Origin of the sequence: Anaerosacchariphilus hominis (assembly GCF_014290175.1) — a bacterium.
Taxonomy (GTDB): Bacteria; Bacillota; Clostridia; order Lachnospirales; family Lachnospiraceae; genus Laedolimicola; species Laedolimicola hominis.
The window spans coordinates 192,263-212,972 of record NZ_JACOOR010000001.1 but is presented as its reverse complement, the minus strand read 5'-3'; the positions used below and the strand labels follow the sequence as shown (position 1 = coordinate 212,972).

The window sequence follows — 20,710 nt, the reverse complement described above, 5'->3', positions numbered from 1 at the left end:
CTCGCTTTTTTATTGCCTGTAAGCCTGAAAGGGCTTTAAGGATAAATCAAAACTGAGAAAGGCAGGTCATGTACATGAATGTGAAGCAGAAAAGAAAGCAGAATGGTCGGCGGGTCAAGCCGGCACACTCCACGGACTGGAAGATGAAGAGACAGGCAGTATCTTCGCTCCGGCCCCGAAATGTTGCACCAATGGCGAGGGCAGTTATTTTGCCCCGAAGATCACGAAGGGGGATTTGATATGTCTGGCAGCAATAGTGCTGAACGAAAGCGGCATGAACCACTGGTGCTGGTAGAAACGGCAGATCTTTCAGAAGAAGACTGGCTGGATTACCGGCGCCGTGGAATCGGCGGCAGCGATGTATCGGCGATCTTTGGCACTTCTCCATTCCGGACAGCCAGGGATCTGTACTACGACAAACTGAACATAGCGTCAGTGGAAGATGATGAGGGCAACTGGGTTGCCATGGAAATGGGGCATTTGCTGGAGCCTCTGGTAGCAAAGATATTCGAGCGGAAAACCGGATATCGGGTCTACCAAATCAAAAAGATGTTCCAGCACCCACAGTATCCTTGGATGCTGGCTGATGTGGACTACTTTGTGGAACTGCCGGATGGCACCACAGCGATCCTTGAGATCAAGACCACAAACTATAATGCCAGAGATAACTGGTGGATGAATGGGAAGGAGACTGTTCCAGTCTACTATGAATCTCAGGGGCGTCATTATATGGCAGTAACGGATCTTGACCGATGTTTCTTTTGCTGCCTGTATGGTAACAACGAGGAGGAAGTTATTATCCGGGAGGTCAAGCGTGATTTCGAGTATGAGGCTGAGATGGTCTTTTTGGAGCAGTATTTCTGGGAAAACCATGTGCAGCGCCATGTGCCGCCGCCCTATACAGAAAGTGGGGCCTTGATTATTGAGAGCGCACGCAAACACTTTGGCCCGGCAGATAAAAATGCCCCGGCCGTTGCACTCGACCTGGATATGACTGCAAAACTCATGCAGTATTTGCGGCTTCTGGATGAAAAGAAAAATGCAGAGGTGTACTCCAAAGAAATCGACAAGGATATTCAGCGTCTGAAGGCGCTGTTGATTGCGGAAATGGGTACCAGCTGCACTGCAGTCTGTGAGCAGGAGGGAGTGAACTATACGGTTACCTATACCCCTGTTCGCAAGTCCATCATCGACAAGGATAACCTGCTTCGGTTGAAACTGGAGCATCCGGATATTTACGAGCAGTTTGTTACAGTATCCGAATCCAGACGGTTCAGTGTTAGAGCCTCGATTATGGAGGCCGCTTAGTGAGGTGAAAAAGGATGAATTGTATTGGTACCTACGACGGGACGATTTTTTATAATCCTGCCAATAAGTTTTGTATCGTCAGTGTAAAAACCGCAGATCAGAGCGTGCCAGCCGAGGCCAGGTCAAACAGGCGGTACAAAGACCATTTGATTCGCTTTACAGCTGTGGGGTATGAGATTCCACGGACAGATGCGGTAGAGTTGGAACTGGATGGTGAATGGACAAAGGGCAAGTATGGTGTCCAGCTCCAGGTGGAGCAGTGGCGTGAAATTGTGCCCAGAACAAAAAACGGCGTAGAGGGCTACCTTGCCTCCGGGCTTATCAAAGGGATTGGTCCCAAAACTGCCGCAGACATTGTGGAGCGGTTCGGTGTGGACACACTGGATATTCTGGAACACCAGCCGGAGCGGCTGTTGGAGATCCGGGGCATTACGGAAAGTAAATTGGAGGACATCAAAGCTTCTTATGCAGAAAACCGTATGCTCCAAGGAATTATGACCTTGCTGGCACCGTTTAAGATTACTCCCAAGACGGCATTGAAAATATATCAATATTTCGGCCCGACCAGCGTAGAGATTTTGGAAAAGAGCCCATTTGAGCTTTGCCAGATCTCCGGCTTTGGATTTCGGCGGGTAGATGCAATCGTACAAAAGAGCGGGGGCAATCTCCATGACTCTATGCGTATCAAAGGGGCTGTCTTTTGTGCGCTGGATGAGGGCAAGAGTAAACGAGGCCATCTGTACATCAGTTCTGAAGAACTGGAGAAATCAGCGCTGAAACTGCTCAATGAGAAGATACCTGTACCGGAGCTTCGCCTGCATCAGCAGGAAGTCAGGGATATGATGCAGGAAATGATCCTGAATGGAGCAATTGTTTCCGTGAAGGATAATATCTATCTTCCCAGAGTGTTTGCCCAAGAGGACGAAACGGCGCGCCGGATCGCCCAGCGTCTGGTCACCCAGATGCCAGTAGAGCATATTGCGCCGGTGCTGGAACAGGTCAAGGTTGAAATGGGACTGCGCCTGTCTGCACAGCAGGAGGCTGCGGTCTATGCAGCATTTAGGCATGGCTTGTCAGTGATTACGGGTTCTCCTGGTACTGGTAAAACAACAGTGCTGCGGACGATACTTGAGGTTTACCGGCGGCTGCACCCTGATGGCAAAATTGCTCTTATGGCGCCTACCGGTCGGGCAAGCCGCAGGATGTCGGAGAGTACCGGCTTTGAGGATGCCCGAACATTACACAGTGGTCTGGGACTGACCAGTGAAGAGGATGAGGGTAGCCGGAACAGAAAGTCAGAGCCACTGTCGGCCGATTTAATCATTGTGGATGAGTTTTCCATGGTGGATATGTGGCTTGCTGAGAAATTTTTTGAACGCATGAAGATAAATGCCAGAATCGTACTGGTAGGCGACCCAGATCAGCTTCCGAGCGTAGGAGCCGGAAATGTGTTTCGTGAAATCATCGAAACCAAAATCGTCCCAGTAACGGTGCTGGATCAGATTTTCCGTCAGTCGAAGGATAGTCTGATTGCCTATAATGCCAAATTTATCAACGAGGGCAATACCAAACTGTTTTACGGACCGGACTTTGTTTTCGTGTCTGGTGATAGTCAGGAAGATACCGCTGAAAAGATTACAGAACGGTATTGTTTGGAGATACAGGAGAGTGGCATTGAGAATGTGCAGATTCTTTCACCTTTCCGTTCAGAAGGCGCCGCGTCGTCGGAACAGCTGAATGAGACCATTCGTGAATTGGTCAACCCATTCCGCTCTGCGGAGGAGGAAATCAAGTTCGGCCCCAAGATATTCCGGGTCAATGACCGCATCATGCAGACCAAGAACACAGAAAAGGTCTCTAATGGAGATCTGGGCTTCATCCGGTATATTAAGGACACTGACCAGGGTAAAAAAATCGGCATGGATTTTGGCGCTGGCAGAACACTGGAATACGGCGTAGATGATTTGAGCAATGTGGATCTGGCTTATGCTACTACGATCCACAAGGCTATGGGCTCTGAGTATGAGATCGTTATTATGCCGCTGCTCAAAGCGCACACCATCATGATGTACCGTAATCTGCTCTACACCGGAATCACGCGTGCCAAAAAGCGGGTGGTGCTGATTGGGCAGAAACAGGTATTGTTTATGGCAATCCATCGTAATGAGATCGGCAAGCGGAATACGCTGCTGGGTATGCGTATTCAGATGTATTTCAAAGCCTACGCAAAGAAAGCCGGTATCCCCATTCCGGCTGCGTTGGAAGAACAATTAAAGAACGCAAGTTAAAAAAGAGAGGTCAGGTGCAGAAATGGCACTTGGCGTCTCCTATTTTTATGTCAGAAAGGAGTTTCCAACATGAACGAAAAAAGTAATCCGATGCCTATGATGTACAAAACAATTCCGGCAGTGGCAGAACTGAACAAGGTGCCGGGCTTTGACCCGCTCAAATTTCTGCGCCATAAGGTGTCCAGAAAAACCAATGAGGAAATGCTGCAGTTGGAATTGCCCTATCAGAAGCTGTGGTTTCGCCTGCGTCACCCCCAGGGCCGCATGAAACTGACTACTCTGCGGATCACGGAACAGCTTGCGATTATGGAGGCCAGAGTTTATCTGGACCGCAGTGATGCAGAGCCTATCAGTAATTACATCTCGCAACACAGTGCAGAAGAAGGTACCGACTATGTACAGGCTGCCCAGGATGAGGCATTGAGTGCTGCGCTGTCGGATGCCGGTTTCGGTCTGCAGTTTGCCGATGTCGCTGTTGACAGTACGGGCAAGGTGTTTGGAAGCAGTATTCCGCTTTCCGGGACGGCTCCTATCCAGCAACCGATGCCAAATGCGGCGCAGAGGCCCGTAGAAGCCCCTGGAGCGGCGCTGCGGCAATCTGGCGGGGAAGTTCATGCCCGGCCGAAAAGAGCGCCTCAGAACGCCGTAGAGGGCCGTAATGCTCCTGCTCGTCCGGCGCCTATTCAGAAACCTGCGGCAAAGCCGGTTCAGAATGAACAGCCCCCGGTTTCTCCGGTACAGCCAGTTGTCCAACAGATGGTTGCAGAAGAGAAGGAGAATATGGATACACTGCCTGCCGGCAAGGTAGAGGAGAATGCTCCCAATATGGAGCTGCCGGTACCGAGCCGCGAGGTTACATTGGATAGCAGTCCAAAACAGGATGATGCGTCTGAGCAGCCGGCCGCCTCCGTATTCCAATCGGATGAACCGGAAGAACTGCCTGTGGCGCCTGTTGTCCAACAGGAAGCACCCGATCAGCCTGTGGCGCCTTCTTATACGGAGAGCACTCCGGTAGAAGACATCTTGAAGGTAATGACCTTTGAAGAAGCGCAGAATGTGGTGGTGGATAGTGGTCTGAGCAAAGGAAAGACCATGGCAACAGTTGCCAAGGAGCGTCCGGTGAGTCTGAAATTCTACCTCACCCCAGGCAACAAGAGCACCAACAATATCGTTCGTGCTGCGGCGCAGATCATGCTCGATGGTATGGCCGCACAGAAAGCCGGATGATAAGCAGCCCCATCTATGGGGGCAAGAAGGGAGGGAGAACAGATGGACTCATATCCAGGAGATTTTCCGTTCGGTATTATGGATGTAGTGGAACTTCTACATCTACGAATCAGACGCCGACAGGCAAACAGTGTATATGTGGATTGCCCGTTTTGTGGTGACCGCCGCGGCAAGATGAATGTGAATTTCGTCAAAAATGTCTGGCGGTGCAATTATTGTGATGAGCATGGCGGTATGCTTGCGCTTTATGCGCGGCTAAACAATACGACTACATCCGATGCGTATTGGGAGATAGGAGAAGCCCTGTGCAACGATTTTCACAGGGAACGGCCGAACTCTGGATATGAGATGGCAGGAAACCAGCAGGCTGGCACTGGGTCCCCGGTTTCGGGGACTCAGACCGACTTTGCCGGATATGAGAGGAGGGGCGAACTAAAAACAGTGCAGCAAGCAGAACGGGCCAGCGGACAGGAAATTCATCAAACGCTTTCGCTGCTGCTCGCTATGCTGCCTCTTCAGCCTGCCCACCGCAACCATCTGCACTCCCCAAAACGGGGACTGTCGGATGAACAGATCGACCGGATTGGGTTCAAGAGCACTCCACCCCCATTCCTTTGCCGCTCCATTACCGAGCGGCTGATGAAACAGGGATGCAAGGTGGAGGGGGTGCCCGGCTTTTATCTGGATGACAGCGGGCGCTGGACCATGAACTTCTACCGAAAAAACGCAGGGATTTTGATTCCGGCTGTGGGATACGACGGTATGATACATGGCCTGCAGATACTTTTGGATAGTCCGCTCAAGCAAAAAGATGATCCACCGGATAAGTCAGGAGCCAAATACATCTGGTTTTCGTCCTCGTCCAAAAATATGGGCGTCACATCCGGGAGCCCGGTACATTTTATCGGCCATCCATCTGCTCGAGTGGTCTATGTCATTGAGGGACTGCTGAAAGCAGACATCTCACACTGCCTGACAAACCGGACTTTTGCGGCGATTGCCGGCGCAAACAACACAAGCCAGTTGGATACGCTGTTTGCACTGTTGGCACAGAATGGCACTGAGGAGATCATTGAGGCTCATGATATGGATAAGTACAGTAACCAAATGACCTCTAATGGGGCATCTAAGATCTATCTGATGGCCCGAAAAAATGGAATGGCATGTCGTCGGCTGACCTGGAATCCGAATTATAAAGGGTTTGATGATTGGCAGCTTGCCCTTCGGGAGAAAGAACAGAAGGAAAAGGAGGTGCAGAGAATGAATTTTAAGCAGCAATATCTGTGCGGTAAGTGTGATTTTACCTATATAGATGGCTGCGTCGAGCTTTGGCACACCAGAGCGGAGAAAGATTTGGATCTGACAGAGTATCTGGGGCTGACAAAGGAAGAGTATCAGATATTTCTTGCTCAGGGCAATCGGGCGCTGAAGGATATTCTGGACAGCCAGAGAGTTTTCCGGAGATTTTGCATTTACCAGCTTTGCCTGGGTGAGACACAGACGGTACCTTTCGCGTTCAAGCAACTGGATGCACTGCGTAAAGCTGGATATGAACAGCCGCCTGCCGCCGCCTATCAGACGGTATGGAGCGCAGAGGTCTGTTGCCCAAAGGGGCAGAATGACATGGAAGTGCTGGGGCGCCTGTTCCTGGACTTTAATGAGCATTTGCCGGAAGATTACAGAGGCCGTCCGTTGGCTCCATCTGATGTGGTGGAACTGGACTGCCAAGGCAAACGCACATACTTCTATGTGAATGACTGCCGGGATTTTGCGCCGGTACGCTTCTCCCCATTCTTGTGTAAAAGACTTCCGGAGCCTGCTCAAAAACAGGAATGAAGGGATAGGGGTCAGATGCGTATTGCAGAAAAGAAGAAAAGCCAGATTACAGCACTGTATGAGCAGTGCTCCAATCTTCCGGCAGATGTCAGAAGTTGTCTGGAGAATGGCTACTTTACCGTAACGGTACCTCCACCCTGGAACATGAGCAATCAAAAGACTGCGCAGGAGGTGCAGGACAAAATCAAGGAATGGTCAAGGCAGTATACTGGCGTGGTCTGCTACTGTTTTGACAGCTTCAGCACACTTTTATATGTGCTGTGAGCAACACACAATGGCATGGAAAGGGTCATAACGGCCTACTCCATGCCATTTTTTGCGAAAGGAGATTTTACAATGGGTGTTTTTTCAGAAATAGCAATGGAGCAGCAAAACAGTATGTTCGATTCGTCTGCAGCCTTTGAGGATGATGAAGCCTTTGAGCTGGAGGAGATGGAATCTTTGCCTGTGCCGCCTGTAGGTACAGACACTGTCCCAGTATCGGCGGCTTCGGTTTCTGCCGGTGAGACTGCTTTGGCTGATGCAGAGGAGGAACCTGCGGATGAAGTAGCGCCTGCTGGGGAAGAGAAGTCTGCTGAGGAGGGGAATTCGGCACAACCGCCCGCCGCAGAAGATGAAGAAAAAAAGCGTGCGGAGCATGAGGCGGCTGAAGCCCAGCGCAAAGCGGAATTTGACGCCAAACAGCAGGCGAAGAAAGCCGCGGAGCAGGAGCAAATCGCCCGTCTGGAAGCGATGAGTGATGAAGAAGTAATCGCGGCCTCTACCCAGAGGGTGAGTACCGATGTAGAAAAACTGACACGGCGAAATATGAAGGAATGTGTGTCCGAGCATATCCAGATGCTCTGTATGGAAGATACGGCGTTTGCCCGTCTGACGATGCATCCGAAAAAGAACATGATCCGCTGTTTCCAGTACATCAACCGAAAGGCATGGGATTATGTGCAGGATGAACTAAAAGCAAGCGGAACCCGCCCTGGTCCCGGACAGCAGACATATGGCTGCGATGTGCCGGATGATATGTGCTATCAGTGGGCGGAAGATTATTTCCGTGACCCTGATGCCAAGGAAGACCATGAGGATGAGGAGAAGTTTGTTCCCAAGCCGTATGCTGGGAAGTCCTCTGCAAAGAGCAAACCCAAGAAGGCGGCAGAGAAGAAAAAGACGGAACCCAAGGCGGCACCCAAGCAGGAGGAAAAAAAGCCTTCTCAGGATGGGCAGATGTCGCTTCTGGATTTTGGGATGGCAAAGGCAGGCTGAGCCGGCAAAGGAGGAAAAATGCAGAATGATTGCTTATAAGGGTTTTCGCCCCGGGCTGATATGCCGTGGCTATCAGTTTGTGATGGGGCTCAATACGACTGAAAAAGCAAATTGCAGGGAAAATGGATTTCACTGCGCGGAAAATCCGCTCGACTGCCTTAGCTATTATTCCAGCCTGGAGCATTCGGAATATTATATTGTCAACGCCGGCGGCGACATCGATGAAGATGAGCATGACTCCAAAATCGCCTGTACGGAGTTGACTGTGATTAAGCGGCTAACCAAAGAGGAGCTGTTTTTACATGGTTTGGCCTACATGGTAGATCACCCGCGCAGGGTGTGGAGTTCCCATGTGGCAGCCAACCGGGCAATGGCGAACTGCGGTTATGCGGTGGTACGGGGGAAAGACCCCGTTGCCACCGGCAGACTGGGAGACATCCTTGCTTTTGCGAAGGAAGCTCCGGATTCCGAAGCTATCGTACAGGTTGCTGTAGGGCGAGTTGATGGAATCACGTTGATGCCGGATGTGTGGTATGGCGTGGATTTGACAAGAAGGACGGTGAATTGAGATGAAAAAACGAGCCCTGATGGCATTTCCCAAGCTGACAGCAACAGAAGAAATGAAGCAGATTGCCGCTTCGGATATGCCGAGAAAAGAAAAAACGAAATATGGCTATGTCACGGAGGTTTGTGATTATTACGTTTATCTGCGTTGTGTCGTGCAGGCTGGAATTTTGAAAGCCGCACTCTTTTTTCCGGACTACCTGCGTTTGGACGGAAATAATCCGGTCTACGAGGTGTATCTGGATAAAGAGAATCGGCAGTTTACCACCTATGACTGCTTGAACCAGAAATGGAGCGAGGCCAAACTGGACCGACTGGACTGGAAACACTGGTATGCAAAAAGCAGCTGGGTCAGCGAGGAAGAAGCAGCAGTTATACAGACATATTTAGACAATGATAAAAGAGGAGCAAGTGCGATCCTGCAGTTCCAGAGGGCTGTCCGTGACGAACAGCTGGTGCAGCGACATCGGCTGGAAACCGACCCATGGGATAAAGATCTGGAGCAGGTGCCGGAACTTCCAAAGGACTGGAACCGCTGGGTGAATAAGGTCGCCATCCAGCAGAACTACATCTACTACCATTACAAAAAAGGCGGTGCAAAAACAGGGTACTGTACCTATTGTGAAAAGGAAGTGCCGATTAAAGGGCATCCTCACCACAATCAGGAAGGTTACTGCAGTTGCTGCCGCCATCCGGTGGTATTCAAAGCATATGGCCGGGCGGGGTACATGCAGACAGAAAAATATTTTGCTTACCTGATCCAGCGATGCAAGGACGGCTTTGTAGTTCGTGAATTTCAGGCTGACCGGACATACAGAAAAGAAAGCCTTCCAAATTCCAAGCTTTATTGCCAGGAAATCCGGCGTACCATCTATGACAGAGAACTAAAACCCAGAAGTTATTACTGGGGGATGTATAAGCAGCGTAATATGCGCTGGATTTCTTGTAGCCCCTGTTCTTATGACTGGCATGGTGCAGAAAATGGCCGTGTCTATGGTAAGACTCTGCCTCATCTTGAAAAGCATGAGCTTCGCTGTACCGGTCTTGTGCAATGGATTCGGAAACAGAAAAGCATCGATCCGGAAAGTTATCTGGCAGTTTGGCGCCGGCTTCCCCAGATGGAGCAAATATGGAAATCCGGCTTATCAAAATTGACGAAGGAATGTTTTAAGAACTGTGATGTAGTGCGGCAAATGATTTTGTACCCGGAGGCTCCAAGGCTGATTCGCGCATTGGGTCTGGATTCTCAGGGATTCAATCGTTTGCGGCAGATGGATGGAGATACAGAAGATTTAGGATGGCTGCAGGTTGAAAAGAAAAGGGGAAAACCCATTACCAATGAATTGCTTCGGTGGTTCCGTATCCATAAAATTCGAGCCAAGGATATTTTATTTATTGTGGATCGCATGAGCCCGCTGCAGATACGTAATTACCTGCAAAAGCAAAAGAAGTATTTTGATGGCAGCTGCCGACAGGCGTTAATCGCTTGGCAGGACTATATGGCTATGGCACAGCGCCTGCACATCGATACCAGTGATGAAATTATTTATCGCGTGCGCAAGCTGCGTCAGAGACATGATGAACTGGTAATTCAGTGTGAAGCCGGAAGTCTGGAACTTCAGGCAGAGAAAATGGCAGAAAAATATCCCAATGTTGATGGCATTTGCAGAGAACTTCAGAAGAAATATACCTATGCTGAGGAGGAATACATGGTTGTTGCTCCGGAAAACATTTTTGCGATCATCAAAGAGGGGCGAATGCTTCATCATTGTGTTGGCAACGATGGCAGTGGTGAGCGATATTATGAGCGCATGGAGCGTCGTGAGAGCTTTATTCTGTTCTTGCGCCGAACCGACGAACCGGAAGATCCCTATTACACATTGGAGATCGAACCAGATGGCACAGTGCGTCAGAAGCGTACACTATTTGACCGTCAGCATGAGGATATTGAGCAAGCAACTGACTTTCTTCGCAGATGGCAAAAAGTTATTGCAGAGCGTCTTACAGGTCGTGATTTGAAACTGGCTGCGGAAAGTCGGATTCTTCGTGAGAAGGAGTTTATCCAGTTGAAGAAGGATCGGGTCATCATTCATACCGGCCATTTGGCAGGAAGGCTTTTGGCGGATGTGCTGATGGCAGACCTGATGGAAAACACGGATAGCATCCAGTCTCCGGCATTGGCTGCTGCAGCGTGACAAAATGAGAATGGCCGGGCATCCTTGAGGGCGTCCGGTCATTGATGAAGAAGGAAGGAGCAGAGCATGAAACAAATTGGAAATCTGGCAGTGGTTTGCGCCAGGCGACAGGATGTGCTGCTGCAGGTTGGCAGTGAAAAGGTATGTGTCCATGTGGGAGCCGGGCCAGAGCGGAATACGCTTCACGCAGCGTGGGACGATGATGACGCCATTCAGCGTATTGTCCATGAATTGAATTTTGGCAAGTATGCAGCCGGCAGAAATGGGCTGCATACCGCACAGCAGAATTGCTCTGTGGGGCGGGGAAAGGAGAAAATCGCATGATCAAAAACCTGAATCAGCTGCGCAGGACACTTCGGGAAGGGACACAGTTGGAGATATTGGATCACTGCCGGCCGGAATGTATTGGGCAGATACGGAACATTACGCTGGTAAACACGCAGGGCTTTTATAGTACCGTAGCGAATCAGCCAGATGCGTCTGCCAACAGAGGCAACGGCGGCCGCGGCCCGATCCTTTGGTGGGGCAGAGCCGCCCACTGGCAGTTTGCAGACGGTGTTTGCAGTGTTTTCGACAGTGAACAGAAGCATACGGAAGAAGAACTGGTTATGTCCTTCCGGGTACTTGAAAAGGAGGCAGCATAATGGAACAGAATATTTTTGAAAAGCAGAGAGACTTGAATGACCGGCTCAACCGTTATCGGGATGAGTATTATAACCGCAACGCTCCCAGTGTGTCAGATGAGGTCTATGACAGACTCTTTGACGAGTTGAAAGAGTTGGAACAGGAAACGGGAATCCAAATGGCAAATTCGCCAACCCAGACAGTAGGCTATCCTGCGGTAAGCAGGCTGGAGAAAACCAGACATGAGATCCCGCTGCTGTCTTTGGATAAGACGAAGAGCAGTATGGATCTTCTGAATTTCATGGGTGAGCAGCAGGTGATGCTGATGCTCAAACTGGATGGCTTGACTGTAAAGTTGACCTATGAGAATGGAGAACTTCTGGAGGCGGCTACCCGTGGCGATGGTGACGAAGGGGAGATCATTACCCATAACACCCGAGCCATCAGCGGTATCCCTTCCCACATCACCTACAAAGAGAGACTGGTTGTGACGGGCGAGGGCTTTATCAGACCCAGTGATTTTGAGGAACTGAAGACCAGCCTGCAGGACAGCAGCGGTAAGCCCTATAAAAACGGCCGCAATCTGGCTGCTGGTTCCATTCGTCTGATGGATGCCAAGACATGCCGGGAGCGTCGGCTGGTTTTCATGCCGTTTGGTGTGCTGGAGGGCTTTCCGCACCTGACCCGGAAATCAGATAAGCTACGGGAACTGCGTGCGTTGGGGTTCCAGCCCTGTAAGTATCTGGTCACAAAGCAGAAACTGACGCTGGAAAATGTGGAAGCCGGTATCTATCAGCTGCGGCAATATGCCACTGACAAAGATATCCCCATTGACGGTATCGTGGTTTCGTTTAACGACATCGCCTATGCCCAGAGCTGCGGCCGCACCGGACATCACTATAAGGACGGTCTGGCCTATAAGTTTGAAGATGACCTGCATGAGAGCCTGCTGCAGTACATCGAATGGACGCCGGGCAGAACCGGAGAGATTGCTCCGGTAGCAGTATTTACGCCGGTGGAAATCGATGGCTGTGAGGTCAGCAGGGCCAGTCTGCACAACCTGTCCTTTATTGAGGATCTGGAACTGATGGCTGGAAACCGGATTCTGGTAAGCAAACGAAACATGATCATCCCCCACGTGGAGGAAAATCTGGACAGAGGCGGCTTCTCTATGGTGGATACGATTCCCCATGTTTGTCCCTGCTGTGGACAGCCTACCCGCATCCATGAATCAAGTGGAAAGGGCGAAAATGGCGAGGATCGCATCATCAAGACGCTGTACTGTGATAACCCTGACTGCGAGACACGTCGGCTGAAAAAGTTCGTCCATTTTGTCAGCCAGAAGGCAATGGACATTGAAGGGCTGTCGGAGGCTACATTGGAAAAATTCATCGGTCAGGGATTTATCCATAGTTATCTGGATATTTACCGTCTGGATCGTTACCGGGCTGAAATCGTCCGCATGGATGGGTTTGGTGAAAAGTCCTGGCAGCGCCTTTGGGACGCTATCCAACAGAGCCGAAACACCACCTTTGAGCGGTATCTGATTTCTATGGACATCCCTATGATCGGTAACACTGCCAGCAAGGTATTAGGTCGTGTGTTCCACTATGATTTGGATGAGTTTCGGGATGCGGTCTATGGTGGCTATGATTTCCGGCAGCTTCCGGATTTCGGGGAGACATTGCATAACAATATCCACGACTGGTTCTGTGTAGAAGATAATTTTTGTATTTGGGAGGAGTTACAGACTATGATGAGTATTCAAAAGCCTGCTGTGGCAGAACACAGCGAAAACAGGGTGCAGGATAATCCCTTTGTAGGAAAGACTATCGTAGTTACCGGCAAGGTGGAACCCTACACCCGGGACGGAATCAATGACCTGATCGAATCACTGGGAGCCCATGCCGGCAGCTCGGTGTCCAAGAAGACGGATTATCTGGTCTGCGGCGAAAATGCCGGCAGCAAGTTGTCCAAGGCCAGGGATTTGGGCGTTACGGTACTGTCACCTGCGGAGTTCTTTAGCATGGCCGGCGCTGAGTAAGAAAATATAGCATACCATCGGTATGCTGTCAGTTGATCAATGGGGAGAGAGCCATGTTGCGGCTCTCTCCCCATATCTTTTATGGAAGATTTCAGGTAGGAGGGATTTTAATGCATATCGACAGGATACCGGTTTACCGGGTATATCAGAGGGCTATTGATTTGGAGCTTTACCATGCCTTTGCCGAATTGGTAGTACAGACTTCTCAGGACGATACGGCGAGAAGGACTTACCGACAAACAAGGGCGATGCAGATATGGCAGGTGGAAACGGATGTGTCCGGCTATTTTGAACCATATCATCTGCGTTATCCTGGCGAGGTGTTGGAGCGGTTTGAGGAAAAACTGGGCAATGATGTCCGAGTTCTCCGCGCTCTGGCCCTGGCGCTGGGAAATACCTGTGCGATCCAGTCTGACAATATGTTTGTGGGCAATCAGCGGGGAGCATTCCTCCAGAAATTGCGGCGGTCTGCCGGAGAAGATGTGTACCTGCAGGGCGCTCTGTATCTTTTGGAAACAGATGCGGCACAGCGCCATGCCCTGTTGGAGAAACTGGCAGAAAGGGAGTGTACGAGAACGGAAGAAGCCCTGTTTATACTGTCGTTATTTGATGATAGGGAACGCGGCTATGAGGTGATGCATACCCAACTCAGTCATCTATTCACACAAAATCGGACACTTTCACTGGTATATGATTTTGGTGTGCTGGAATGGTTCATCCGGTTCTATGCAGAGCAGGCAAAGAAATACCGCGGGAAAGCCGACCTGGTGCTGCGCACGCTGATGAAACTGCCGTATATGAATATGAAGCCCGACAGCCGCGAATTTTCGGTTTTGACTAAAGCAGGGTATCGCTGCGATGAAATCATTTTGGCAAACTCTCTCGCTGTATGGGCGGACAGGCTGCCGGACCGGTTGAGTTCCAAGGGCATCACTGCCGAGAAAATCGCAACAGCGTGTGGGCGGATGCTTCTGAATGCTCCAAAGGATCTTTCGGAAGAATTTTACGAGTATCTTGGCTGGCTGTTTCGGTTCTATAACAGCTTTACGGTCAAGTACGAAGGATTTCAGGGGCTCTGGGAAGCGGTTCAATATGGTTTGAACCCCACAGCACCGAAAACACTGTTATGGATGAATCAAACGATACAGAAGGATTTTCCGTACCGATTTGATGTGTTTGATCCTCAGTACGATGATCTGGCGAAGGAGTTGGAGCGGGATAACTATATGGAGTTGTTTACCCTGCAGATGCTGCATTCCAGGCAGACGATCCCTTTGCAACAGTGGCTTTCCAGATATCAGGAACTGACCGGAGCTGACTATGGAGAATATTTCGGGAGCAGGCATACGAACAGCAGACGGGCGTTTGCCTTTCTGGTGGAAAAGAAGGAAATTGATTTATGGGAGTTTTTTGAGCAGCATAAGGATAATGGCGAACACGCGCCACAGCTGAAACTGCTGCGGGAGTATGCCCTGAGAATTTCAAGTTGGAGGTGTTTCCGGTTTGTAGAGAGGCTACTGGCTGAGTACACTTTTTCCCAACTTCAAACGATTTTTGGCGAGCGGTTTTACTTTCACGAATGCTTTGTCAGGAGTGAGGGGTATTACAGCAGAAGGGAATATAAAACATACATCAGCCGTCCATTCCTATCTGCAGAGCAGCATCGACAGCTCTATGACTGGGTGGAGCGTTCAGTTTTCCAGACTGAGCCGGAAAAATATGAGGACTTCGTTTTAAGTGCCTTAAAAGCACCGGAGATCCAACGCCTTTATGATAAAAAAGCGCTGGCAGCGGTGTTGCGGCAGTTTTTGCTCCACAGCGAGTATAACGGCTATGAAATCAACCGGCTGAAGGAAACATTCTATTCCAAGGAAGAGTTGGAGGATGAGCGCAGAGCCGAAGCTGAGAGAAAGAAGCAGGAAAAACGACTGGAGCAGAAAAAACGGACCATACAGAAACGGGAAAAGCTGCAGCAACTTTATAACGGCAGCGCCGAATCTCTGGTTAAATTCATTGGGGGATATTATCATCAGGACGAGAAGAACGAGGTGCTGAATATGGCGTTTGACAAGCTGGTGGAATGGCCCGCCGGTTGTGTGCAGACAATGGATGCCAAAGATGCACACGCCTTTTTTGAGCTGTGTGGTGAACTGGTAGAGTCTGAACCCCGGCCAAGGCATGAGATTTTGAATATGGTACTGACAATGATCGGAGGTGAAGCAGCATGAGAAATATATTAAAACATCTGACCCTATTGACCAGAATGAAAGATGACGGATTGCTTCCGACGCTTACAGGCAGCTTTTCAGAGGATGCCATAGCGCAGGCATGTGGACAGGTGGAGACACTTCAATTACAGGAACGGCTGCACATCCGAAAGACAAAGCGGATACAGGAAGAACTGGTTCGGGTGCCGGACTTTGCAGCGCTCTATGGTACGTTGTGCAGGCAGGAGATTGGCGATGAAGAAATTGCTTCAGCCTTAGAGTCGGCAGACGGGTATGGAGAGAGACTGACAGCGTATCCCCAAGAGCAGGTGCTGGCAGTCATGAAATTGGAACTGTTGCCTTCCCTGCGGTTTGAATACCTGAAATACTATTTTCCCTTTGTGATGTATGAAGAAGAGGAGCAGGTCATATTGGATAACCTGCAGACTTTTCCCATTGCGGAGTGGAAGGGACTTTCCATGCTGACGGAGCACCAGCGGGATATGATGCGGCAGCCGTTTCTTGGTTCGTATCTTTTTTGCTGGCATCAAAATGAACGGAAAGCTCTGGAACTGTTGGAACAGAATTGTCCGCTCCAGAGAGTCTGCATCTTGCTTTATCGGTATGGCGTGCGGCTGTTTCTGTCAGTAGAGCGCCTGAAAGATCTCCGGTGGATGAAAATGACCGATGTGGGAAAATTCCGCCGGCTGTTGGCTGTATTTGAATATGACGCAGAGGATTTGTCTGCTTTTTTTGACCTCTGGCTGGACAACCATGCCGGACAATATGACCTCAACTGGTTTATCTCCCAGCCACATCCTTTGAGCAAGGAACAGAGGGAAGAAATTTTATGCAACCAACTGAGTTATCTGAATGCTCTGTATGCCGGCAGGCTCCATCTGGATTTTAATGCTGTCCGGCAATTCCAGTTTTCAATTCTCATTTATGCGGTGGAACATAGAAAAAAGCATTTTTTAGAATTGGTGGATCAGAACAGTGAAGTGTTCCTGTCCTTGGGGCGATACTCTCTATTGTTTGAGCCGGGCTTTTGTGAGCACTGCAACATCAATTCCCTGACGCTGAAGAATTTGAAAGCCAGCGATTCTGTGAACCGCAGCGACAGCTTCTTTACGCTTCTGGAAGAAGGGCAGCAGTACACCTTTGAGGAAATGTATCAGCTTTGGCATCAGAAAGAGGTTTATGTCCGGTTATACACTATGCTGACACCTCTTTCCATAGATCAGCGTTTGCTGACGCTTCGGCAGCTGATAAAACGGGATCTGGTCAGCCAGTATACAGGAGATGCAGAGTTGGAGCAGCTTGGAAAATGTCTGTTGGAAAGGCCGTTTAGCGAATGGTATCGGGGTTCATTTGGACATATCTGTGGGCTGACCCGGCGGATTGCCATGGGGCTGCTGCAACACTATACGCAGCTGCAGGCATTCATACCGGATTTCACTACAGAGTCGGATGCGGTATTTGCCCTCAATAATATGACGGCTCTTTTGGAAAGGACGGATTGGAAGCAGGTGCGGAAAGATATTCTGACAACAGATGCAGACTGGCTGGATCTAAAAGAAAAACTGGCATTTTCGGACGATTTTGTGGAGCAGAACCGGGAGACTGTCACGGAATTTTTACTGCAGGGCGGCGCGGCTATGGTACGCGCTCTCTATGGGGAACTGGACGGGCAGGAGCTGGCTGTTGAAGCGCTGCGACGGATCGTACAGGCTGAATTGATGGGCCAGTTCTATAAACTCAAATATTTTGCTGGTGACCTGCAGCGTGAGATTCGCTACCCTGTCAGCGAGATGCAGGAGAGCCTCTGGAAGAAAAATCTTTCGTTGGCGCGAGGTGCATTTTGGGCAGAAGAGGTGGATGATTTTTACCACACGCTGCGGCTTGGTGAACTTCCTCATAGTACCTGTCTGTCTTACCGCACTGGAAGCCAGAGGGAGTGCCTGTTAGCTGCCTTTGACTCGAATAAGAAGATTATCCTTGTAAAAAAGGATGAGGCGGTGGTGGCTCGTGCCTGTCTCCGCATGACAAAAGGTGCATTTCAAAAACCGCCTGCCGTCGATTTTTCTTTTGCGGATCTGTCGCAGGAGAATACGGACTCCGGAAAATCTGCTGCCGATGAGAAGGCTGTGCTATTTTTGGAGAGCATTTATACTTTCGGACTCAATGATGTTGAAAAAGAGGAAGTAATGAAACTGGCAGTTTCCCTGACAACACAGAAAGCGGCAGAGCTGGGCGTTGTGGCTGTACTTGCAAGACGGTATCTGGGCTGCTATGAACGGGATGAGTATGTGCTTGCACCGTTCTATGTGTATATCTCAAAATCCAAAAACGGATGGCAGTATCTGGACTCTTTAGGCGGAGCGGCATATACCTCAGCAAAAGAGGAGTATGTAGAGCACCCCTTCCTGGTCATGCAGACTGCCATGCATCAGGCAGAGGCAAATAGCAGAAATGAGGTGTATTATGAATAATAGGACAATGGCAATAGTTTATGTGGATCGGGATAGTATTTCCCTCAAGACCTGTTCCAGAAATGGCTGTTCGCCGCAGCACTTTATTATTTTGAACAAGGAATTGCAGCGGCTGGAGGAGGAGAAGTGCTTAATCACCAAAGATATCCATTCCTATGCAGAACTGCGGCTGTGTAATGCCGTAGGCGGTGCTAAAGTACTGGAGCTTTCCTTCACATGGCTGAAGGATGCTGGCAGAGACAGCGTTTCCGGTTATACCGAGCGGGTCAGGTTGCCTTATGAGCCGTTCCGCTCATATGCGGCAGGTGAGGGAGAAACCATTGATAGAACACGGTGGCGGCTGTTGTCCATTCCGGAACAGAACCGGCCAAAGCTAGAGTTTCACAGCCGGAAAAATCTCAAGGCCGTAGTGGAGAATCCTATTCTGCGGCACAAACTGGGGAAATTTCTGGATCAGCATTTTAACTGGTACAACTACGAACGCATCGTCCTGACGGATGATTACCTGCCTTACAGCTTCTTTTTTGAGGGCTACATGGTACAGGGTGCAAAAACCTGCGGCGGAGTAATTCTGCATGGCGAAGAGAACATCCAAACGGCGAAATACGGGATACATACTTAACAGGTTAATAGGAGAACGGAGCCGCAGGTCAGAGATGATCTGCGGCTCTTTATGTAAGCATAATCACAATAGTCAGCTTGTATTATTCGAGATAAGGAACTATAATATGTCCTATGGAGGTGCAGAATGGACTATATGACACTAAAAGATGCCGCCGAACAGTGGGGCGTGACACCTCGCAGGGTAAATTATTATTGTGCGGGTGGGCGTATCCACGGCGCTGTGAAAATGGCCGGTGTTTGGCTGATCCCCAAAACTGCAGAGAAGCCGATTGATGGCCGGACAAAACGAGGGAAGGAGCTGAGCCATGAATAAAATTTTAATTATAGATGATGACAGAGAACTGTGTGCTTTGATTAAACGCAGTGTGCAATCGGAACATATAGAAGCTGATTTTTGTAATACTGGAAAAGAGGGCTTGCAGAAATTAAAAGAGCAGGAATACCAGCTTGTGGTGCTGGATGTGATGATGCCTGGTATGGATGGCTTTGAAACGCTGGAAGAAATCCGCAAAGAAAACAGCCTGCCGATTTTGATGTTCACATCCAAAAATGACAGTGCTTCTAAAGTGCGAGGGTTACGGGCCGGTGCGGACGATTATCTGACAAAGCCGTTTGACATGGACGAACTGATTGCCCGTATTGCGTCCCTCATTCGCCGCTACACCCGCTTTAATCAGCAAATCGGAGCTGCGCAAAAACTGGATTTTGATGGATTGCAGATTGACCTTGAAAATCGTTCTGTTACGACGGAAAACGGCACTTTTGAACTTCCACCAAAGGAATTTGATCTGCTCCTGTACTGTGCAAAGCATCAAGGAAAGATTTTAACAAAACAGCAGATTTATGAGGAAGTATGGGGCGAAGAATATTTCTATGATGACAGTAACATTATGGCGATCATCAGCCGGCTTCGTAAAAAATTAGAAGTCAATCCTTCCAGTCCAAAGTATATCCAAACGGTCAAAGGGATTGGCTACCGGTTTAATAAGGAGGTGTAGCCAGCATGGAAATCATCGTTTTCTTGTCCATTGGGATTGCTGTTTTGGCTGTGCTGACCTCCATCTTTCTCGTTCGGCGCGTAAAAAAGCAAATCGCAGAAATGACCGATGCACTGGTTGATGTGAAAAACGGAAATGGCAACCGGCGTATTTTGTCTGCAACAAATGAACTGACAGCGCCTCTTGCCTATGAAATCAATGAGATCGTTGTGTCCTATGAAAGCAGACTTTCGATTGTCCGGCAGACAGAAGAAACCAATCGCCAGCTTATGACGAGCCTTTCCCACGATGTTCGGACGCCCCTTACAACCCTTATTGGGTATCTTGACGCTGCACATAAAGGGCTTGTTACAGGGAAAGATCGGGATGATTATATCGAAACCGCCCGCCGGAAAGCTCACGATCTGAAAGAATATATTGATGTGCTTTTTGACTGGTTCAAGTTAAATTCCGACGAGTTCGCTTTGGAAATCCAGCCTGTTGAGGCCGCAGAGCTGACAAGAAATATCCTGATCGACTGGATACCTATTTTTGAGGATAAACAGGTCGATTATGACATTGATATTCCCGAACAGCCTGTCCGGGTAAGATTGGATATGGACAGCTATATGAGGATCATCAATAATCTCATTCAAAATGTAATTGCTCACAGCCATGCGGGCAAAATTAAAATTGCCCTGTCAAAGCAGGAAAATCACATGGAGCTGCTGCTGGCGGATAATGGTGTGGGGATTGAAAAAGAAGATTTGAAACACATTTTTGAACGGCTTTATAAGTGTGATAAGGGGCGGTCTGAAAAAGGCAGCGGTCTTGGTCTTTCTATTGTCCATCAGTTAGTAGAAAAGATGGGTGGAAATATAACAGTTGAAAGTGTACCGGGAAAAGGAACTGAATTTATGTTGCTTTTTCCTTTGGAGATTTAAGCGGGTTCCCGTCCTTGCGGCGGGAACCCTTGTCATTTTAGCCGGATTCTAAATTGCAAGGTTAATGCAAGGTTGCGGCAAGGTTAATGCAAGGTTTAAGTGATAGAATACCTTGAAGAACAG

General features: G+C 49.3%; 17 protein-coding genes. All 17 read left to right on the top strand.

Annotated elements, in window-relative coordinates:
* Nucleotides 1–240 precede the first annotated feature (240 nt).
* The 17 genes from H8S44_RS01030 (at nucleotide 241) to H8S44_RS00950 (ending at nucleotide 20,587) form a co-directional block, all read left to right on the top strand.
* Nucleotides 241–1,308, top strand: a complete 1,068-nt coding sequence (locus tag H8S44_RS01030) for a YqaJ viral recombinase family nuclease (protein ID WP_050624129.1) — start codon at nucleotides 241–243, stop codon at nucleotides 1,306–1,308.
* Nucleotides 1,309–1,322: 14 nt separating this feature from the next.
* Nucleotides 1,323–3,596: an SF1B family DNA helicase RecD2 gene (gene recD2 / locus H8S44_RS01025; protein ID WP_186872899.1), complete on the top strand. Its 2,274-nt coding sequence runs from the start codon at nucleotides 1,323–1,325 to the stop codon at nucleotides 3,594–3,596.
* Between the two features lie 69 nt (nucleotides 3,597–3,665).
* Nucleotides 3,666–4,823 (top strand): hypothetical protein, encoded by a 1,158-nt coding sequence (locus H8S44_RS01020; protein WP_186872900.1) that lies wholly within the window; start codon nucleotides 3,666–3,668, stop codon nucleotides 4,821–4,823.
* A gap of 42 nt (nucleotides 4,824–4,865) precedes the next feature.
* Entirely contained in the window at nucleotides 4,866–6,659 is a 1,794-nt protein-coding gene (locus tag H8S44_RS01015; protein WP_118552396.1) for a YodL domain-containing protein, read from the top strand.
* A gap of 15 nt (nucleotides 6,660–6,674) precedes the next feature.
* Nucleotides 6,675–6,923, top strand: coding sequence for a hypothetical protein (locus H8S44_RS01010; protein ID WP_025529719.1), 249 nt, complete (start codon nucleotides 6,675–6,677; stop codon nucleotides 6,921–6,923).
* Nucleotides 6,924–6,995: 72 nt separating this feature from the next.
* Nucleotides 6,996–7,916, top strand: a complete 921-nt coding sequence (locus H8S44_RS01005; protein ID WP_182439116.1) for a PcfK-like family protein — start codon at nucleotides 6,996–6,998, stop codon at nucleotides 7,914–7,916.
* 25 nt (nucleotides 7,917–7,941) lie between these two features.
* Nucleotides 7,942–8,484 (top strand): DUF7666 domain-containing protein, encoded by a 543-nt coding sequence (locus H8S44_RS01000; protein WP_117497564.1) that lies wholly within the window; start codon nucleotides 7,942–7,944, stop codon nucleotides 8,482–8,484.
* A 1-nt stretch (nucleotide 8,485) separates the two neighbouring features.
* Complete coding sequence (locus H8S44_RS00995) at nucleotides 8,486–10,675, top strand: PcfJ domain-containing protein (protein ID WP_186872901.1); 2,190 nt, start codon at nucleotides 8,486–8,488, stop codon at nucleotides 10,673–10,675.
* Nucleotides 10,676–10,741: 66 nt separating this feature from the next.
* Nucleotides 10,742–10,999 carry a hypothetical protein gene (locus H8S44_RS00990; protein ID WP_186872902.1) on the top strand — a complete coding sequence of 86 codons (258 nt, stop codon included), beginning with the start codon at nucleotides 10,742–10,744 and terminating at the stop codon, nucleotides 10,997–10,999.
* Entirely contained in the window at nucleotides 10,996–11,319 is a 324-nt protein-coding gene (locus H8S44_RS00985) for a hypothetical protein (RefSeq protein WP_003501931.1), read from the top strand. Before H8S44_RS00990 ends, H8S44_RS00985 begins: the two co-directional genes overlap by 4 nt.
* Complete coding sequence (ligA, locus tag H8S44_RS00980) at nucleotides 11,319–13,343, top strand: NAD-dependent DNA ligase LigA (RefSeq protein ID WP_186872903.1); 2,025 nt, start codon at nucleotides 11,319–11,321, stop codon at nucleotides 13,341–13,343. Before H8S44_RS00985 ends, ligA begins: the two co-directional genes overlap by 1 nt.
* A gap of 110 nt (nucleotides 13,344–13,453) precedes the next feature.
* Entirely contained in the window at nucleotides 13,454–15,571 is a 2,118-nt protein-coding gene (locus tag H8S44_RS00975) for a hypothetical protein (RefSeq protein ID WP_186872904.1), read from the top strand.
* Nucleotides 15,568–18,042, top strand: coding sequence for a hypothetical protein (locus tag H8S44_RS00970; protein WP_186872905.1), 2,475 nt, complete (start codon nucleotides 15,568–15,570; stop codon nucleotides 18,040–18,042). The genes H8S44_RS00975 and H8S44_RS00970 overlap by 4 nt, the downstream gene beginning before the upstream one ends.
* Nucleotides 18,035–18,664: a hypothetical protein gene (locus tag H8S44_RS00965; RefSeq protein WP_186872906.1), complete on the top strand. Its 630-nt coding sequence runs from the start codon at nucleotides 18,035–18,037 to the stop codon at nucleotides 18,662–18,664. The genes H8S44_RS00970 and H8S44_RS00965 overlap by 8 nt, the downstream gene beginning before the upstream one ends.
* Before the next feature lie 126 nt (nucleotides 18,665–18,790).
* Nucleotides 18,791–18,979 carry a DNA-binding protein gene (locus H8S44_RS00960; RefSeq protein ID WP_186872907.1) on the top strand — a complete coding sequence of 63 codons (189 nt, stop codon included), beginning with the start codon at nucleotides 18,791–18,793 and terminating at the stop codon, nucleotides 18,977–18,979.
* The gene (locus H8S44_RS00955; RefSeq protein WP_118560426.1) at nucleotides 18,972–19,664 is read left to right on the top strand and encodes a response regulator transcription factor; all 693 of its coding nucleotides are present in this window, start codon (nucleotides 18,972–18,974) and stop codon (nucleotides 19,662–19,664) included. The genes H8S44_RS00960 and H8S44_RS00955 overlap by 8 nt, the downstream gene beginning before the upstream one ends.
* Before the next feature lie 5 nt (nucleotides 19,665–19,669).
* Entirely contained in the window at nucleotides 19,670–20,587 is a 918-nt protein-coding gene (locus tag H8S44_RS00950; protein ID WP_118560424.1) for a sensor histidine kinase, read from the top strand.
* The last annotated feature ends 123 nt before the right edge of the window (nucleotides 20,588–20,710 follow it).

Bases quoted from the DNA above. Each gene is read 5' to 3' on its own strand.
- H8S44_RS00990 (WP_186872902.1), top strand. From the start codon at position 10,742: ATGAAACAAATTGGAAATCTGGCAGTGGTTTGCGCCAGGCGACAGGAT.
- recD2 (WP_186872899.1), top strand. From the start codon at position 1,323: ATGAATTGTATTGGTACCTACGACGGGACGATTTTTTATAATCCTGCC.
- H8S44_RS00995 (WP_186872901.1), top strand. From the start codon at position 8,486: ATGAAAAAACGAGCCCTGATGGCATTTCCCAAGCTGACAGCAACAGAA.
- H8S44_RS01030 (WP_050624129.1), top strand. From the start codon at position 241: ATGTCTGGCAGCAATAGTGCTGAACGAAAGCGGCATGAACCACTGGTG.
- H8S44_RS01015 (WP_118552396.1), top strand. From the start codon at position 4,866: ATGGACTCATATCCAGGAGATTTTCCGTTCGGTATTATGGATGTAGTG.
- H8S44_RS00975 (WP_186872904.1), top strand. From the start codon at position 13,454: ATGCATATCGACAGGATACCGGTTTACCGGGTATATCAGAGGGCTATT.
- H8S44_RS00965 (WP_186872906.1), top strand. From the start codon at position 18,035: ATGAATAATAGGACAATGGCAATAGTTTATGTGGATCGGGATAGTATT.
- H8S44_RS01020 (WP_186872900.1), top strand. From the start codon at position 3,666: ATGAACGAAAAAAGTAATCCGATGCCTATGATGTACAAAACAATTCCG.
- H8S44_RS00985 (WP_003501931.1), top strand. From the start codon at position 10,996: ATGATCAAAAACCTGAATCAGCTGCGCAGGACACTTCGGGAAGGGACA.
- H8S44_RS00960 (WP_186872907.1), top strand. From the start codon at position 18,791: ATGGACTATATGACACTAAAAGATGCCGCCGAACAGTGGGGCGTGACA.
- ligA (WP_186872903.1), top strand. From the start codon at position 11,319: ATGGAACAGAATATTTTTGAAAAGCAGAGAGACTTGAATGACCGGCTC.
- H8S44_RS00950 (WP_118560424.1), top strand. From the start codon at position 19,670: ATGGAAATCATCGTTTTCTTGTCCATTGGGATTGCTGTTTTGGCTGTG.
- H8S44_RS01000 (WP_117497564.1), top strand. From the start codon at position 7,942: ATGATTGCTTATAAGGGTTTTCGCCCCGGGCTGATATGCCGTGGCTAT.
- H8S44_RS00970 (WP_186872905.1), top strand. From the start codon at position 15,568: ATGAGAAATATATTAAAACATCTGACCCTATTGACCAGAATGAAAGAT.
- H8S44_RS00955 (WP_118560426.1), top strand. From the start codon at position 18,972: ATGAATAAAATTTTAATTATAGATGATGACAGAGAACTGTGTGCTTTG.
- H8S44_RS01010 (WP_025529719.1), top strand. From the start codon at position 6,675: ATGCGTATTGCAGAAAAGAAGAAAAGCCAGATTACAGCACTGTATGAG.
- H8S44_RS01005 (WP_182439116.1), top strand. From the start codon at position 6,996: ATGGGTGTTTTTTCAGAAATAGCAATGGAGCAGCAAAACAGTATGTTC.